13 protein-coding genes are annotated in these 14,143 nt (G+C 54.2%); 7 read left to right on the plus strand and 6 right to left on the minus strand.

The window, feature by feature from the left end; genetic code table 11:
- Positions 1-14: 14 nt before the first annotated feature.
- A complete protein-coding gene (locus tag AB1S56_RS06450) occupies positions 15-1,133 on the minus strand; it encodes an ABC transporter permease (RefSeq protein WP_340869600.1) in 1,119 nt (372 codons plus the stop codon).
- Positions 1,134-1,135: 2 nt separating this feature from the next.
- The gene (locus AB1S56_RS06455; RefSeq protein ID WP_340869603.1) at positions 1,136-2,071 is read right to left on the minus strand and encodes an ATP-binding cassette domain-containing protein; all 936 of its coding nucleotides are present in this window, start codon (positions 2,069-2,071) and stop codon (positions 1,136-1,138) included.
- Between the two features lie 204 nt (positions 2,072-2,275).
- On the opposite strand from AB1S56_RS06455, the gene AB1S56_RS06460 reads away from it, so the two are divergent.
- Positions 2,276-3,262, plus strand: coding sequence for a Gfo/Idh/MocA family oxidoreductase (locus AB1S56_RS06460; RefSeq protein ID WP_340869604.1), 987 nt, complete (start codon positions 2,276-2,278; stop codon positions 3,260-3,262).
- A gap of 329 nt (positions 3,263-3,591) precedes the next feature.
- Here AB1S56_RS06460 and AB1S56_RS06465 read toward each other — a convergent pair whose 3' ends face one another.
- A complete protein-coding gene (locus tag AB1S56_RS06465; RefSeq protein ID WP_340869606.1) occupies positions 3,592-5,664 on the minus strand; it encodes a beta-galactosidase in 2,073 nt (690 codons plus the stop codon).
- A gap of 145 nt (positions 5,665-5,809) precedes the next feature.
- On the opposite strand from AB1S56_RS06465, the gene AB1S56_RS06470 reads away from it, so the two are divergent.
- From AB1S56_RS06470 to AB1S56_RS06480, 3 genes are all read left to right on the plus strand, one after another.
- Entirely contained in the window at positions 5,810-6,658 is an 849-nt protein-coding gene (locus AB1S56_RS06470) for an AraC family transcriptional regulator (RefSeq protein ID WP_340869608.1), read from the plus strand.
- Positions 6,659-6,765: 107 nt separating this feature from the next.
- The gene (locus AB1S56_RS06475) at positions 6,766-7,752 is read left to right on the plus strand and encodes an EamA family transporter (RefSeq protein WP_340869610.1); all 987 of its coding nucleotides are present in this window, start codon (positions 6,766-6,768) and stop codon (positions 7,750-7,752) included.
- A 23-nt stretch (positions 7,753-7,775) separates the two neighbouring features.
- A complete protein-coding gene (locus tag AB1S56_RS06480; RefSeq protein ID WP_340869612.1) occupies positions 7,776-8,813 on the plus strand; it encodes a leucine-rich repeat domain-containing protein in 1,038 nt (345 codons plus the stop codon).
- Here the strand turns inward: AB1S56_RS06480 and AB1S56_RS06485 are convergent.
- The 3 genes from AB1S56_RS06485 to AB1S56_RS06495 form a co-directional block, all read right to left on the minus strand.
- Positions 8,789-9,661, minus strand: a complete 873-nt coding sequence (locus AB1S56_RS06485) for a Cof-type HAD-IIB family hydrolase (protein ID WP_340869615.1) — start codon at positions 9,659-9,661, stop codon at positions 8,789-8,791. The two genes, AB1S56_RS06480 and AB1S56_RS06485, sit on opposite strands and share 25 nt — an antisense overlap.
- 682 nt (positions 9,662-10,343) lie before the next feature.
- Entirely contained in the window at positions 10,344-11,090 is a 747-nt protein-coding gene (tatC, locus tag AB1S56_RS06490) for a twin-arginine translocase subunit TatC (RefSeq protein ID WP_340869617.1), read from the minus strand.
- Entirely contained in the window at positions 11,087-11,347 is a 261-nt protein-coding gene (locus AB1S56_RS06495) for a MerR family transcriptional regulator (protein WP_340869619.1), read from the minus strand. Before AB1S56_RS06495 ends, tatC begins: the two co-directional genes overlap by 4 nt.
- A gap of 339 nt (positions 11,348-11,686) precedes the next feature.
- Here AB1S56_RS06495 and AB1S56_RS06500 point away from each other — a divergent pair, with 339 nt between their 5' ends.
- Genes AB1S56_RS06500 through AB1S56_RS06510 form a run of 3 tightly spaced genes read left to right on the plus strand, consistent with a single transcriptional unit; the run spans position 11,687 to position 14,127 of the window.
- Positions 11,687-13,288 (plus strand): FAD-dependent oxidoreductase, encoded by a 1,602-nt coding sequence (locus AB1S56_RS06500; protein ID WP_340869621.1) that lies wholly within the window; start codon positions 11,687-11,689, stop codon positions 13,286-13,288.
- Positions 13,289-13,328: 40 nt separating this feature from the next.
- Complete coding sequence (locus AB1S56_RS06505) at positions 13,329-13,883, plus strand: RidA family protein (protein WP_340869623.1); 555 nt, start codon at positions 13,329-13,331, stop codon at positions 13,881-13,883.
- Positions 13,884-13,929: 46 nt separating this feature from the next.
- Complete coding sequence (locus AB1S56_RS06510; protein WP_340869624.1) at positions 13,930-14,127, plus strand: twin-arginine translocase TatA/TatE family subunit; 198 nt, start codon at positions 13,930-13,932, stop codon at positions 14,125-14,127.
- The last annotated feature ends 16 nt before the right edge of the window (positions 14,128-14,143 follow it).

The following is a 14,143-nucleotide window of genomic DNA, read 5'->3' on the forward strand; positions in this document are numbered from 1 at the left end:
TGCAGCAAATGGACTTACCTCGTTGCCGCATTTGATTTGGATTTGTAGACTATCGACCCAATCAGGTAGCTGACGATGCCCCAAGTGCTCATGATGGCAACGCCCATCCAGAAGCTGCCCGACAAAACGCCGTTTGCGTAGATCAAGCCGTCCCGCATTCCGTCAACAAAGTAGGTAAGGGGGAGAAGCTGAGGTACGATTTGGAGCCAGTCTGGCAATGTATTGACGGGAAAAAACACGCCGCTCAGGAACATCATCAGCATACTGGCGATATTCGCCATGCCCATGTAAGCCTCCATCGTCTTGCTGAAGGAGGAGAACAGATATCCCATCGCGCTGAACGCTAATGCGCCAACAATAAACGCAATGAGCAGACTGAATAGGTTGACATGCAGCGTTGCGCCAAAAGCGAATACGCCGACGAGCGTAAGGCAGAAGATCTGAATAACGCCAAGCATCAGTCTTACGATCATACTGGCGAGGCCGAATAGCCCCATCCTGGCAGGGGTCATCCGAAGTCGCTTCAGAAGGCCCCGCTTGCGCATGTCAACGATCTCGACCATGCCGAACAGGCCGCCCTGCGCAACAGCCAAGCCGATCATGCCCGTCAGCAGGAAATCCTCATATTGCACATCATCCGCGGCGGTTGAGATGGATTCCATACTGACTGTATAGGTGGCTGTGGCGCCCGCAGCCGCGAGATTGGCCTGCTGGATCAGGGTGTTCAGAATGCTGGATACCGCCTGAGTCGATGCGCCGCCTTCATTCGCTCGATTGACGATTAAACCGACCTCGGACACTCCTTCTTGCTCAGGCAGCACAATAAGCGCGTCAACCTCCTCGCTTTGAATCCAATCCTTGCCTTGCTGTATGGAGACGGTCCCGCCGCTCTTCACCTCAAATACAGGAATTTGCTGAAGCTGGCCCAGCAATGCGCTTGAGGACGCGTTAGGCGAAGGATCCGCGACGGCAATCGTCGCCTTGAATGGGCTGGAGCCGCCGCCTCCAAAAATAACCATAAACAACACCATTAAGATAATAGGAAAAAACAAATTCCAGAACCAGACCTGCTTGTCGCGGAACATCATTTTGACTTGAGCGGTGAACATGCTTGCGAACTGCTTGGCAGCCATCCTCAGTCCCTCCATTCCTTGCCCGTGAAGGCGATAAATACGTCCTCCAGGCTCATCTCGCGAATCGAAATCTGCTCTACCCGATACCCATTATTCTTCGTAAAACCAAACAAATGATAGAGTGTTTCCTCCGGTTTTGTCGTCCACAGCTTAAGCGACGTGCCTTCGAGCTCTGTACGAACGACGGCGTTATCCTGCAGGGCAGACAGCTCCGTCTCTGCTGCCGCTGCAGCGCCGTCGAGGAACGACAGCCGGACCTCGCGCTCCTTGGTCAGCCGGTCTATCAGCGCAGCGGGCGTGTCCAGCGTTACGATTCGGCCCTGATCTACAATGCAGACGCGGTCGCTCAGCTTCTCCGCTTCTTCCATGTAGTGCGTGGTTAGTATGATCGTCTTGCCAATCCCCTTCAGCTTGAGAATGATATCCCATATGTTGCGGCGGGCTTGGGGGTCCAGGCCGGTTGTAGGCTCGTCGAGAAAAATAATGCCGGGATCATTAATCATCGCCAGTCCGATTGCGAGACGCTGCTTCTGTCCCCCGGACAGCGTCTTCACGTGCTTGTTCCTCTGCTCCGTCAGGTTAATCATCTCCATTACTTCACCAGCGGGACGGCAATGGGTGTAGAAGGTGGAGAACAGCTCCAGGTTCTCCTGAACCGTCAGCAGATCGAACAGGGCGCTGGATTGGGGCTGTACGCCAATCTGGCGTTTAATACGATCCTCGTCCCTGGCCCAGGTCAAGGAGCCGAAGCGAATGTCGCCGGAATCAGGCGGCAGCAGCCCTTCAATCATTTCGAGCGTGGTTGTTTTGCCGGCGCCGTTCGGTCCGATAATGGTAAAAATTTCGCCGGGCATCGCGGTGAAGCTAATCTCCTGTACGGCTTTAACATCGCCGAACGACTTGCGCAATTGATGTACTTCCAATACGGGCAAGGCCATTGATGGATCACTCCTTTTTTTGGCATAAGCGTCAACTGGGATCTCTGCTAAGTCACATTGTAGCAAACACATGGGGGAGTCGATTACGGTCCAGGGAACGCAGTCATCTCCGTCTGAAGACTGAGATTGGCAGGTTTTGGCGGCGCTTTAGCGAATGTAAGTAGAGTGGATGTTGAATAATGGGTGCGGGAGAGGGGAAGCGCAATGAAAGCTATCAGATGGGGAATTATCGGCTGCGGCAATGTGACGGAGGTGAAGAGCGGGCCCGGATTTCAGAAGGCGGAGGGAAGCGAGCTGGTTGCGGTAATGAGGCGCAATGGCGAGCTTGCTGCGGATTATGCCGCCAGACATGGCGTGCCAAGATGGTATGATGATGCGGACAAGCTTATCCAGGACCCTGAGGTGGACGCTGTGTACGTGGCGACTCCACCTTCGTCGCATAAGGAATACGCGATCAAATGCGCGGCGGCCGGGAAGCCGGTCTATGTCGAGAAGCCGATGGCTCTGGACGCTGAGGAATGCCAGCACATGCTTGAGGCTTGCGAGGAGAAGGGCGTACCTTTGTTTGTTGCATTCTATCGGAGGGCTCTGCCGTATTTCACACGGATCAAAGAACTGCTGGAGAGCGGCGCGATTGGCGAGATACGTTATTTGACCATGACGCAGCATCAGCCAGCAGGAGTCAATAGTGGAGCGGAAGTCCTGCCGTGGCGCCTGGACCCCGCCGTCTCGGGCGGCGGACTGTTCGTCGACCTCGCGAGCCACACGTTGGATATTATGGACTTTCTGCTCGGGCCGATCCGCTCCGTTCAAGGAGCCGCGGGCAACCAAGCCGGCTTGTACGCGGCGGAGGATATCGTGACGGGAAGCTTTGTGTTCGAGAACGGCGTGCAGGCGACGGGTACATGGTGCTTCAGCGCTTACGACTACTGCGATCGGAACGAGCTAGTGGGGAGCAAGGGAAAGCTTGTATTCTCGACGTTCGGCAACGAACGAATAGAAGTGATCACCGCTGAGGGTGTGGAGGTCATTGAACTGGAGAAGCCGCTCCATATTCAGCAACCGCTTATCCAGCTCATTGTGAACGAGCTGCGCGGCGGCGAGCCAAGCCCGAGCAATGGCCTCAGCGCAATGCGTACAAGCAGGGTAATGGATGAGCTGCTGCGGGACTACAAGACGGGGCGACAATAGAAGGGGCGGTGTGCATTTTTGAATCTTAACGGCACTTGTTGAAGCAATCGACTGCCTAACGGACAAAATGTAATCTTAGCGCACAAATTTGACTGGTGCAGATCGTAATTCGCGCGCTAACGATGCATTTTGTCCGTTACAGATTCAATCGCGTTGAAAACTGGCGCTAACGTTAAGAAGTGAACGTTAGAGATGGCTGCTCCCAGAGAGGCTAGTTGCCGATGGCGCATAGCCTGGCTGAATGTTCGCTCCCAAGCTACGCCAATAGTCCGTCCGTTACAAAGTCTTGAAGTCGCAAGCTCGACTCATTCGTGTTCATCTAATGATGGTTACGCCAGCACCAGCACGCCGAAGCCTTCGAGCGAGATGGTGCCCTGGAGCTTGCGGCCCGTCAGCAGGTCCGTCTTGGCCTCGCGAAGTGTCATTTCGGCAGGCTCTTCCGCATAATTCAGCAAGAAATAGAGCGGGCCGGCGGCATCCTCACGAATGGCGAGCTCAACCTGCGGCGGCAGCTCCAGAATGCCCTCCGCCGGAGATTGCAGGCCGATGCGTGAGATGACCTGCGCCGCGGACGCTTCGTCGAAGACGGCGCCGTAGTACCAGGCCTCGCCTTGGCCAAACGCGTTGCGAGTCACCGCTGGCTTGCCGGCGTAGTGGTCGCTAGCGTATGTCGCGATGATCTCCACCGTGTCGCTCTCCGGCAGCAGCACGTCGTTGAAGCGGTCGGCTGCTGTGTCGGCTGCGGCGATGCCGGCAGACTCATCCGACAGCCAATTCATGCGGACTGCGGCGCGTGTACCCTTCACCATTGTAAACTCCTCGACCGAAATACCGCAGAGCTTGGCTGCCGCGCCCGGGAACGGACGCATATAGCATTGCGCCCGATCGTCCTTGTAGCCGGTACGGCAGGCGAACACGACAATACCGCCTTGGCTAACGTATTCCTCTAACAGAGCTGCGGCTTCGTCCGTCATAATTGCTGCGTGCGGGTAGATCAAGGCTTTGTACTTCCGCAGCTCCTCAAGCGTCGTTCCTTGGCGCAGGCAGAGGGTATCGCACGGAATGTGCCTTCTCGTTAACGCCTTGTACCAAGCGGTGCGGCTCTGCCAATAGAACGGGCCATGCCATACATCGTATTCGCCGTCCCACTCGTTGTCGTAATCGCGGACAATGGCGACCTCCGCCTTGTACAAGGTGCTTGCGATACGCGCTCCGGCTTCAGCAAGCTCACGGCCAATCCCTCTTGCCTCACGAATCCGTCTGTTCTCACGGTTATGGTAATCATTCAAGCCGTGCCAATACATCTCATGGCCGAACGTCGCGGTGCGCCAGCGGAAGTAGACGACCATGTTGGCGCCGTGCGCAATGGACTGGTACGTCCACAGCCGCATCTGGCCAGGCTTCGGCGATGGCATATCCAGTCGGTTCACCCAACCGCCGGGACCGGCTTGCTGCTCCATGACGCAGAACTGCGGGGAGATGGAACGCACGGTGCTGAGTGTCTGGCTCCAGCCTCTGTCCGCCAGCGGGCTCTCTTCATTGGGATCCTGGAAGATGGTTGAGAACTGCGGATACGAATCATAGCTGAAGAAGTCAAGCAGCTCGTCAGTCATACGGTGGCTGTCCAGATGTCCGAACAGGCCGTTGGTCGTTACCCAGTGCCGGGGCGCGATCTCCCGAATGATATCAACCTGAACCTTGGCGAAATCGATGACGCTGTCGGATATAAATCTTTTTTCGTCCAAATAGAGATGAGGATTCGGCTGCTTGCCCGCTGTTGTCATACGGGACAGATGGACCTGGGACCAGTCCGTATAGGTTTGGCTCCAGAACACTGTACCCCATGCCTCGTTCAAAGCCTCAAGACTGCCGTATTTGCGCTGCAGCCATTCCCGGAAAGCCGCGTGATCAGCAGGCGAATAAAACTCCGAAATTTCACAGTTGAACTCGTTGTCAATCTGCCAGCCGACAATAGCGGGATGATCGCGGTAATGCTCTGCCATCCTCCGTACGATAATAGCGCACAGCTCCCGGTACTTCGGGCTGTTGTAGTTGTAATGGCGGCGCAGCCCGTGTTCAATCGTCTGTCCGTTGAAGTTGACGTTCAGCACCTCCGGATACTTCTGCGTGAGCCAAGCGGGCGGCGTTGCTGTTGGTGTGCCCATAATGATCTGCAGTCCATGCTGATGGGCGAGCTCCAGCGCTTTGTCGAACAGCTCGAAGGAGAAGACACCCTCCCGGGGCTCGAAGATCGACCAGGCGAATTCGCCGACTCGAACGATCGAGATGCCGAGCTCCGCCATGCGGCGGAAATCATCCGCCCAGAGCTCCTCCTTCCAGTGCTCCGGGTAATAGCAGACTCCAAGTCGTAAATGGTCAAGCGCGGTTGTTGGCTGATTCATGCATGCTCCTCCTACATCAAAATATTGCGATTATAATTGGAATAGATATAGTGTAAGATGCTTTTCGACTCGCGTATATGACAATATCCTGCGACAGATAGTACAATATTGCTAAACGCTGTTTCAAAAGGAGAGTGCGCCTGCATTGCATATCCACTGTATCGTTCCCAAGCCGTCGTATCCGCTGTATGTCTGTTATCCCGACATGTTCGGACGTTACTCTGACTTCCCTCACCATGCGGAGCGAAGAGAAGAAGGCGTTCTGAAGGAATATAATCTTCATCTCATATTTGGGGGCGGCGGGTATGTGGTAGGAGAAGACGGGGAACAGGTTCAAGTGAAGGCGGGAGAAGGCTTTCTATTCGCGAAGGAAGCGTTCCAGCAATATGGTTCAAGCCAGTCGGACCCATGGGATGTCAGGTGGATTCACTTCACGGCGTCCATTCCTTCTGCAATGCTTAGGGGGGCGGATGAGGCAGGAGCCTGGCTGTTCTCCTTCTCGGAAGGTGCGAGAATGCAGGAGCTGACGGATCGTATGTATGAGCTTAGCGATTCGTTCGGCTTGGGGAGCGAAGCGGCCATTTCGGCTTTGCTGTACGAGCTGCTAGCTCAGTTGGATCAGCATACTGAAAGTCTGGAGGGCGCTGCGGCGCTCCGGAAGCGCCGGGAAATGCGGGAGGCTGCCGATATCATTCGCAGCCGGTGCCGGGAGGCCTGGGATATCGCGGGCATGGCGAAGCTGACCGGGTATAGCCCTTATCATTTTATCCGAGTGTTCGGAGATGTCATGGGGAGGACGCCCATTCGCTATCTGACGGAGTGCCGCATGTTGGAGGCGAAGCTGCTGCTTGCCACCTCGGGGCTGCCGATCAAGGACGTTGCGCAACGGTGCGGCTTCTCGCAAGCAAGCTATTTCATCCGCGTCTTCCGAGGGATGGAGGGTCTGTCGCCGTCCGCTTATCGTGAGCTCCACGGCCGACATGGCCAGTCGTAACAGGAGGTTACGGCAATCTGGAAGTGCCAAGCATGCCATTCGGTGCTAGAATGGAGGATATGACTTCTGCCGGATGGCGGAGGAAGCTTGAGGGGAGAACGTACGGAATGTGGCTTACCTATTCAATACTTGCGGCAATCAGCTTTGGGCTTCGAGGCATCCTATATCATTGGACCAGCCAGAAGCCTGTGAGCCGCAACGCGCTTCTATGCGGCACTTTTACGATGGGAGCGGTTATTAACCTGGCATTATGGCTGCTGCTGAGCTCCGAGTGGACGACTGCTTGTCTGATCGGGATGCAGATGGGGCTGTTTTCCTTCGGCGCGAATGCCAGCATGTTCAAAGGCTTTGCGGTGGGCAAGGCGTCGCTTGTTGCTATATTAACGGCACTGCCGTCCGTTGTTGTGGTGGCGCTTGCTTATTTGATGTGGGATGAACGATTGTATGCCGCGCAGCTTATCGCGTTTCTTATTATCGTAGGCGGCGTGCTGCTGGTTCGGTATTCCAATGATCTGTCGCTTCGCAATCTGCAGGGGGCACAGTGGGGCTTGCTGGCGCTGCTGCTGTTCGCCGGCAATGATCTGTCGGGCAAATGGTCGACTATTATGGAGGCGTCGTTATATCCGACTTTGTTTATGATGTTCTCGACTGGCGCGTCCTGCTTTGGCCTGTGGTGGTGGAAGGATACAAGGAGCGCAGCAGCCCGCAGCCGGGCTGCCGCTGCTTCGGAGGCGGCGGTGACGGAGGAGGTTCGTATAGCCGCGGCAGCCGCGGCGACGGCAGGCTCGACCCCGGGTACGACGATCGCTGCTGCTGTACCTCCTGTTACGCCGGAAGCTCATGGGTGGAGCGAAAGCCGCGCCTTCCTGGTCGGCATGGCCATCGGCATAACGAACACTGTCGGTATGATGCTTATTATTGTGGCTTTTGATCTGGGCAAGGCGGGCCTCGTCTCGGCTGTTGTGGCGGCGAACGTGCTGCTTATGCTGCTGTATACGCGCTTCGTCGTGAAGGAGAGGTTCAAGCGAACCGAGCTGATCGGCATTACCCTCGCATTCGCAGGACTCGTGCTGATGCGGCTGTTCGGGGAGTAATCGAGAGGGGGAGGGCAAGCGCGATGAGATTTTATACGGATCCTAGAGGGACGGCTTACGAGCAAATTATAGATGTGGCGATTGCGGAATCGGAATGTTTTATCCTCAAGGAGCATACAGGCGGCTGGGCAGGTATGTTGAGAAGCGACAGCTATAATAAGGTGCTGGAAGAGCTGAAGCCTTACCTGATTGACACCATTGACCTCAAGGATGCTGATATGGACGAAATCATGCAAGCGCAGAAGCTGTTTCGCAGCAATGCCTATTACACAGCGGGCACCTATCATAAGTATCGCTGCTGCGAAGCTAGCGGCTTAATACTAAAGGGTGCCGCATATCGTCTATCGGATTGGATTTATCCGCAGCTGCCGGAGGATTTGTGCTTCGTGATGGAGGGCGGCGGGGATTACCTCTACTCCATTGTCCATGAAGGAATGTATGGCCTGGAGGTTACGGAGGAGCAAGCGCGCGAGCTGATGGAGCGAATTACGGGGCTGTTTCTGGAATTGGAGGAGCATCGGGCTTTGGAGCGATTGCTCGACGATGCCATCAAGCATCGGTCCGACAAGCTGTATATCAGCGGTCATCGGCTCGCGGAGCTGCCAGGACGCATTAGGGAGCTTACGGAATTGCGGGAATTGGACATTTTCGAACAAGATGTATATCGGCTTCCAGAAGAGCTGTTCGAGCTGAGCAAGCTGGAACGGTTGGTTGTTATGACAGCTGATCTGGCGTGTATTCCCGCTTCCATCGCCAAGCTGCGAAACTTGAAGGAGCTGAATATTAGCTGCGGCAGCTCGGATCGGCCTGCCCCGGGCTGGCAGGTCAAGCCGAAGGAGGCCATCAGCTTGAACCGAATACCTCCAGAGATTGGGGAGCTGGAGGAGCTGGAGCGGCTGTCCATCCAATATTGTGCGATTGAGGAGCTGCCGCCCGAGCTGGAGAAGCTGAAGCGCTTGAAGTCGCTGTATTTGAGCAATTGTATGATCAAGACAAAGCCAGCTTTCCTCAGGCGAATGAGGAATCTGGAGCATGTTCATTTGTCGCAGGGTTTATTCTGAGGTGTCAATTCGTTAGCTATCAGATTCACAATAAACTGCGCCACACCGTCAGCGTTATTGCTTTCGGTGAGATGTGTGGCCATCGAAGCAAGCTTCGGATGGGCGTTGGATACAGCTATCCTGGTTCCTGAGGCTTCGAATAGACCGACGTCATTCAAGTTATCTCCAAACACAATAAGCTGATCCGGACTGCAACCGACGTAGGCAGCCCACTTTCGAGCACCCTCGTATTTGTTGGCGTCCGGATGGCTGAATTCCAGAAAAAAATGGTCTTGGATATAACTGTCTTTCATGAGGTGGATACATACGCTTTCCTCGAATTGTCTCCGAATTTGGGCTTCAAGCGGCTGCAGCTCCTCCAATAAACCGATGTAGGTTATAATCAATGTGCGGCATGCGTCAGGACAGATGAGCTGATCAAGCTCAACAAACCTGGGATCATTAGGCCGACTGTTATAGAATGCTGTATCTCCCGAACGGCTCAGTCGTTCATGGAACACTTTTTCTTTATTCTCTGAATCGAGGGCAAATAGTAAAGGGGTAAGCCCAAGAGATTTCCCAATGCTTATTATCTTGTGTGTCACGTTTCTGTCCAGCCAAGCTCCTTCGATAACCTGTCCTGTCAGCGGATCGAACAGCATTGCCCCGTTATATAGAACCAGTGGATGCTTCCATGGAATATCGCCGACAACTCGGTTTGAGCTTATGTAGCTTCTCGCCGTTGCATAACCAATAGCCGCCCCAGACTGAATTGCTTCAGTAATGACCTGTTTCGTGTATGGCGATAACGTGGCGTCCGAATGCAGCAGTGTCCCGTCAAGATCAGTGAGAATGTACGAGGTGGTCATATAGACTTAGCCTCCGTTTTATATTGGATCAACACCTATTAAGCATCGCATAGTGCCGATTGAGGCGTCAATATCTAGTGATTCCCTTTTAATTCTCGTGGGGCTACTTGAACTTGAGGAGCGATAGCGACACGAGAGATCGTTATGGGGGCTGATGGAGCGACTTGAGGAGCGATAGCGACACGAGAGAGCGTTATGGGGGTTGAGGGAGCCACTTAAGGAGCGATAGCGACACGAGAGATCGTTATGGTGGCTGAGGGAGCGACTTAAGGAGCGATAGCGACACGAGAGATCGTTATGGTGGCTGAGGGAGCGACTTAAGGAGCGATAGCGACACGGGAGATCGTTATGGGGTCTGCGGAAGCGACTTATGGAGCGATAGCGATACGAGAGATCGTTATGGGGGCTGAGGGAGCGACTTAAGGAGCGATAGCGACACGAGAGATCGTTATGGTGGCTGAGGGAGCGACTTAAGGAGCGATAGCGACACGGGAGATCGTTATGGGGTCTGCGGAAGCGACTTATGGAGCGATAGCGATACGAGAGATCGTTATGGGGGCTGAGCGTGCGACTTGAGGTGTTTGGTAGCTGCACCACTACGCTGAGCTGCTGGGCAATTAATTGGGATAGGGGCGAACAAACGGCGAGGGCACCCATAGAGGCGCCCTTCTGCAGCTTAAGCTTACACCGCTGGCAGCTCTGCCTGCGCTGCTTCGCGCTTTCGGAAGGCGGAATGGGACAATAGAACGCTTAACTCGAACAAAGCGGAGAGCGGGAGCAGGATAATGAACGACGATACGAAGTCAGGCGGCGAGATCAGGTTCGAGACAATGACGAGCACCAGATACGCGTATCGGCGGGACTTGCGCAGACGTTCAGGCGTGAGCAGGCCAATCCGCGTAAGGAACATGACGACTATTGGCAGCTCGAAGGCGGCTCCCATGGGGAGCACAATATTCATCATGAAGCTGAAATATTGGGTAGCGCCGTAGGTCTCCACAAGGTTCAGCTTAGCGGAGATGTCGCTGACGAAGGAATAGCTGATGGGCAGCAGCACGAAATAACCAAAGGCGAGACCAAGCAGCAGGCCAACTGCGCTGTAAGGCACATATCTCAAGGCAGCTGAGCGTTCATGGGCATGCAGGCCTTGCTTGACGAAGCCCCACAGCAAGTACAGTGCTGACGGAATCGTAACGGTGGCGGCGACCACCATTGCGATGTTCATATACATCCGTACGCCGTCAAACGGGGAGAATACATTCCATTCCAGCTCGGAGGCGGGCGGCCGGCTCTTCAAATAGTCGAGCAAGTATGGCGCGGCCGCCAGGCCCCCGATCAGACTAATGGCAAAAATAATAAGAATAGCGATTAACTGCTTGCGAAGCTCTGCGATATGGGTAAGGAGCGGCATGATCGGCAGCTTGTTCATGAGCGAAAACGCCTCCTTGTACCCCCCTCGTCACTACGATTATCCAGACCTTTGCGAAGCTCGAATGTATGGAAGCCATCCCGCAGCTTGCGATGAATTTCCTTCAGCAGCTCGACGTCCTCGAATGAAAACTTTCTTGCCCCGCCATTCGTTCTCTCCGGAAATACCAGCTGCTTGTCCTCATAATAGCGAATCTGTCGCTCCGACAAACCTGTCAGCTGCTTCACAGTACCAATGCCCATTACCTTAAGACTCATAGCTCCGCCTCCTGGAACGATTAGTGAACAGCCGCTGGAGTGAGATCTGGATGTCACAACTGTGTAATATTATTTCACATTAACAGCTGTTGGGTGAAATTTTAGCAAGGATCGGAAGCTTTTGACAATGGTAGAAACGAACTATCCTTTATAAAGTTGGTATTAATTAGGTCATAAATCTAGGTTATTCAGCCTATATTCAGGAAGTTTATCGAACTGCGCTCATGGTGAAAAATTAATTTATGTTAGGTATCCTTACAAAAGTTTAGATACAGCCGTAAGCTCCGTGTTATCGTTTCGGTGTGTCCACAACGAAGCTGATGAATAGGAGTGAGCGGGATGGAATCGACCAAAACGCCGGAGATGTCAAGGCGGCAATTCTTGAGCACGGTTGGCAAGCTGGGAGGGGGAGCGGCAGTATTCAGCGTCATGGGGACAATGGGGCTGCTGTCGCCGGAAACGTTGAAAGCGGCGGATTTTACTCCGCCAGATAAGAACGAGCTGTCCATGACGAACCGGAATGGCAAAAAAATTATCATTCTGGGTGCCGGCATCGCAGGTATGACCGCAGCCTATGAGCTGGGGCTTGCTGGATACGACTGCACGATTCTGGAGGCCCGCGCAAGATCGGGCGGCCGCGCATGGACGGTTCGCCGCGGCACGACGGTTGCGGAGATCGGTGCCGCCAAGCAGGTGGCGAGATTCGATAACGGGCTTTATTTCAATGCCGGACCGATGCGTATCCCGCAATTCCACGTCACAATGGAGTATATACGCAAGTTCGGGATACCGATCGAGCCGTTCGGGAATGTCAATGATCACGCGTATTATTATAACGAGAAGGTCGGAGAGCTGTCGGGCCGGAAAGTGAGGAAACGCGAGGCGAAGGCCGATGTTCGCGGCTACGTCAGCGAGATGATGGCGAAGGCTGTGAACCAAAACGCGCTGGACATGCCATTAACCGCCGAGGAGAAGGAGAAACTTGTCGCTTATTTAAGAGCGGAGGGAGGCTTGAATTCGGATTTGTTTTATAAGGGGTCGTCGCGAGGCGGCTACAAGGACGAGCCCGGCGCTCGCCTGGACGCCGGCGTGATCCGTGATCCCTTCAGCCTGAAAGCCATCATCAATTCCGGCTTCGGCAATTTCTTCAGCAGTGAATACGGCTATGATCAGCAGATGATGATGTTCCATCCGGTCGGCGGCATGGATGCCATTCCACTGGCGTTCGAGAAGCGGCTGAAGGGCAAGATTAAATTCCATACCGAGGTTACCGAAATTAAGCAAAGCGACAACGGCGTTACGGTCAGCTGCAAAAATCTCGCTACTGGCGAGACAAGCCAGCTGGAAGGCGAATACTGTATCTGTACGATTCCGCTCTCCGTGCTGAAGAAGATTAAATCCGATTTCTCCCCGGAAATGAAGACTGCTATTGACAGTGTCGGCTATGCCTCCGCGGGCAAAATAGGCTTGCAGTTCAAGCGTCGCTTCTGGGAGGAGGATGAGCAAATCTACGGCGGCAACACGCTGACTAACATGGACATCTCGTCCATCTACTACCCGCCCACCGGCTATATGGAGAAGAAGGGGCTGCTGCTTGGCTATTATTCATTCGGAGGCAACGCGGATACGCTGGGCGCCATGACCTTCCAGCAGCGAGAGGCGCATGCGCTGAAGCAGGGGGCCAAGATTCATCCTCAGTACTACAAGGAATTCGAGGCGTCCTTCTCCGTTGACTGGAAGAAGGTCAAGTATAATGAGGGCGGCTGGGTGTCCTACTCCGGCGATCAGCGCCAGACGCTGTACCCGACCTTGTGCAAGCCTGATCGCCGAGTGTATCTAGCGGGCGAGCATATCAGCTATATCACCGCTTGGATGGCGGGGGCTATCGAATCGGCGCGCGCGGTTGTCACGGATATTAACGAGAGAGTCATGAAGGCTTAGAAGCTCAGCACTAATTCTTATGATGAGAGGTCGTGGAACAATGGAATGGAACCGCAATTTGAAGGTTATACTGGCAACAGCTTTGGTATCGTGCTTCGTCGGAGCTACCGTCTATGCGGCAGCAACTCCGAACAAGCTGCCGCTGACTCCTATTCATGAGCCTGAATTTTATGGAAGCCCGAGCTCGTCCATCTCAAGCGGGGTGGCTGTTCCGGAGGGTGTGGCGACGTTCTCGACAAGCGGTACGGTCCCGCCCATGCTGAACAAGGAGGGCAAGACTGTATATGAGCGATATGGCAATACAGAGAAGCAAGCGGAGGGCGTGCTGCTCAACATCGAGAAGCAGTTGAAGGAGCAGGGGCTGTCGCTCAAGGATGTTGTCTATTTGCGGGTGTACGTGACGCCGGACGCAGCATTAGGAGGGAAGTTTGACTATACGGGCTGGTTCAACGCGTATGGGAAGTTTTTTAATACAAAGGACAATCCAGTGAAGCCAGCTCGCTCAACGGTTGGCGTCGCAAGCCTTGTCAGCTCTGATTGGCTGATTGAGATTGAGGCCGTCGCGGTTTATCCCAAAGGCCATAATAAAGATTAGAGTCTAATGAATCCTATATGAACTCATAGATAAGGGGAGAATGTAGATGCTGCAAAATATAGGCCTTCCCGGTCTGCTCATGATTCTGGTTGTTGTGCTGATAATCTTCGGTCCTTCGAAGCTGCCGGAGCTCGGCAGAGCGGTAGGACGGACGCTTCATGAGTTCAAATCCTCCGCCAAGGAACTCGTCTCTGATACGAAGGAAGAGGTGATCGAAAAGCACGAAACGATCAAGCAGAGCTGAATAAGAGTTTAGATGG

It is taken from the genome of Paenibacillus sp. PL2-23, assembly GCF_040834005.1.
Lineage (GTDB): Bacteria > Bacillota > Bacilli > Paenibacillales > Paenibacillaceae > Pristimantibacillus.

Coding starts and splice junctions, on each gene's coding strand:
- AB1S56_RS06450 (WP_340869600.1), bottom strand. CDS start 1,133: ATGGCTGCCAAGCAGTTCGCAAGCATGTTCACCGCTCAAGTCAAAATG.
- AB1S56_RS06455 (WP_340869603.1), bottom strand. CDS start 2,071: ATGGCCTTGCCCGTATTGGAAGTACATCAATTGCGCAAGTCGTTCGGC.
- AB1S56_RS06460 (WP_340869604.1), top strand. CDS start 2,276: ATGAAAGCTATCAGATGGGGAATTATCGGCTGCGGCAATGTGACGGAG.
- AB1S56_RS06465 (WP_340869606.1), bottom strand. CDS start 5,664: ATGAATCAGCCAACAACCGCGCTTGACCATTTACGACTTGGAGTCTGC.
- AB1S56_RS06475 (WP_340869610.1), top strand. CDS start 6,766: ATGTGGCTTACCTATTCAATACTTGCGGCAATCAGCTTTGGGCTTCGA.
- AB1S56_RS06480 (WP_340869612.1), top strand. CDS start 7,776: ATGAGATTTTATACGGATCCTAGAGGGACGGCTTACGAGCAAATTATA.
- AB1S56_RS06485 (WP_340869615.1), bottom strand. CDS start 9,661: ATGACCACCTCGTACATTCTCACTGATCTTGACGGGACACTGCTGCAT.
- tatC (WP_340869617.1), bottom strand. CDS start 11,090: ATGAACAAGCTGCCGATCATGCCGCTCCTTACCCATATCGCAGAGCTT.
- AB1S56_RS06495 (WP_340869619.1), bottom strand. CDS start 11,347: ATGAGTCTTAAGGTAATGGGCATTGGTACTGTGAAGCAGCTGACAGGT.
- AB1S56_RS06500 (WP_340869621.1), top strand. CDS start 11,687: ATGGAATCGACCAAAACGCCGGAGATGTCAAGGCGGCAATTCTTGAGC.
- AB1S56_RS06505 (WP_340869623.1), top strand. CDS start 13,329: ATGGAATGGAACCGCAATTTGAAGGTTATACTGGCAACAGCTTTGGTA.
- AB1S56_RS06510 (WP_340869624.1), top strand. CDS start 13,930: ATGCTGCAAAATATAGGCCTTCCCGGTCTGCTCATGATTCTGGTTGTT.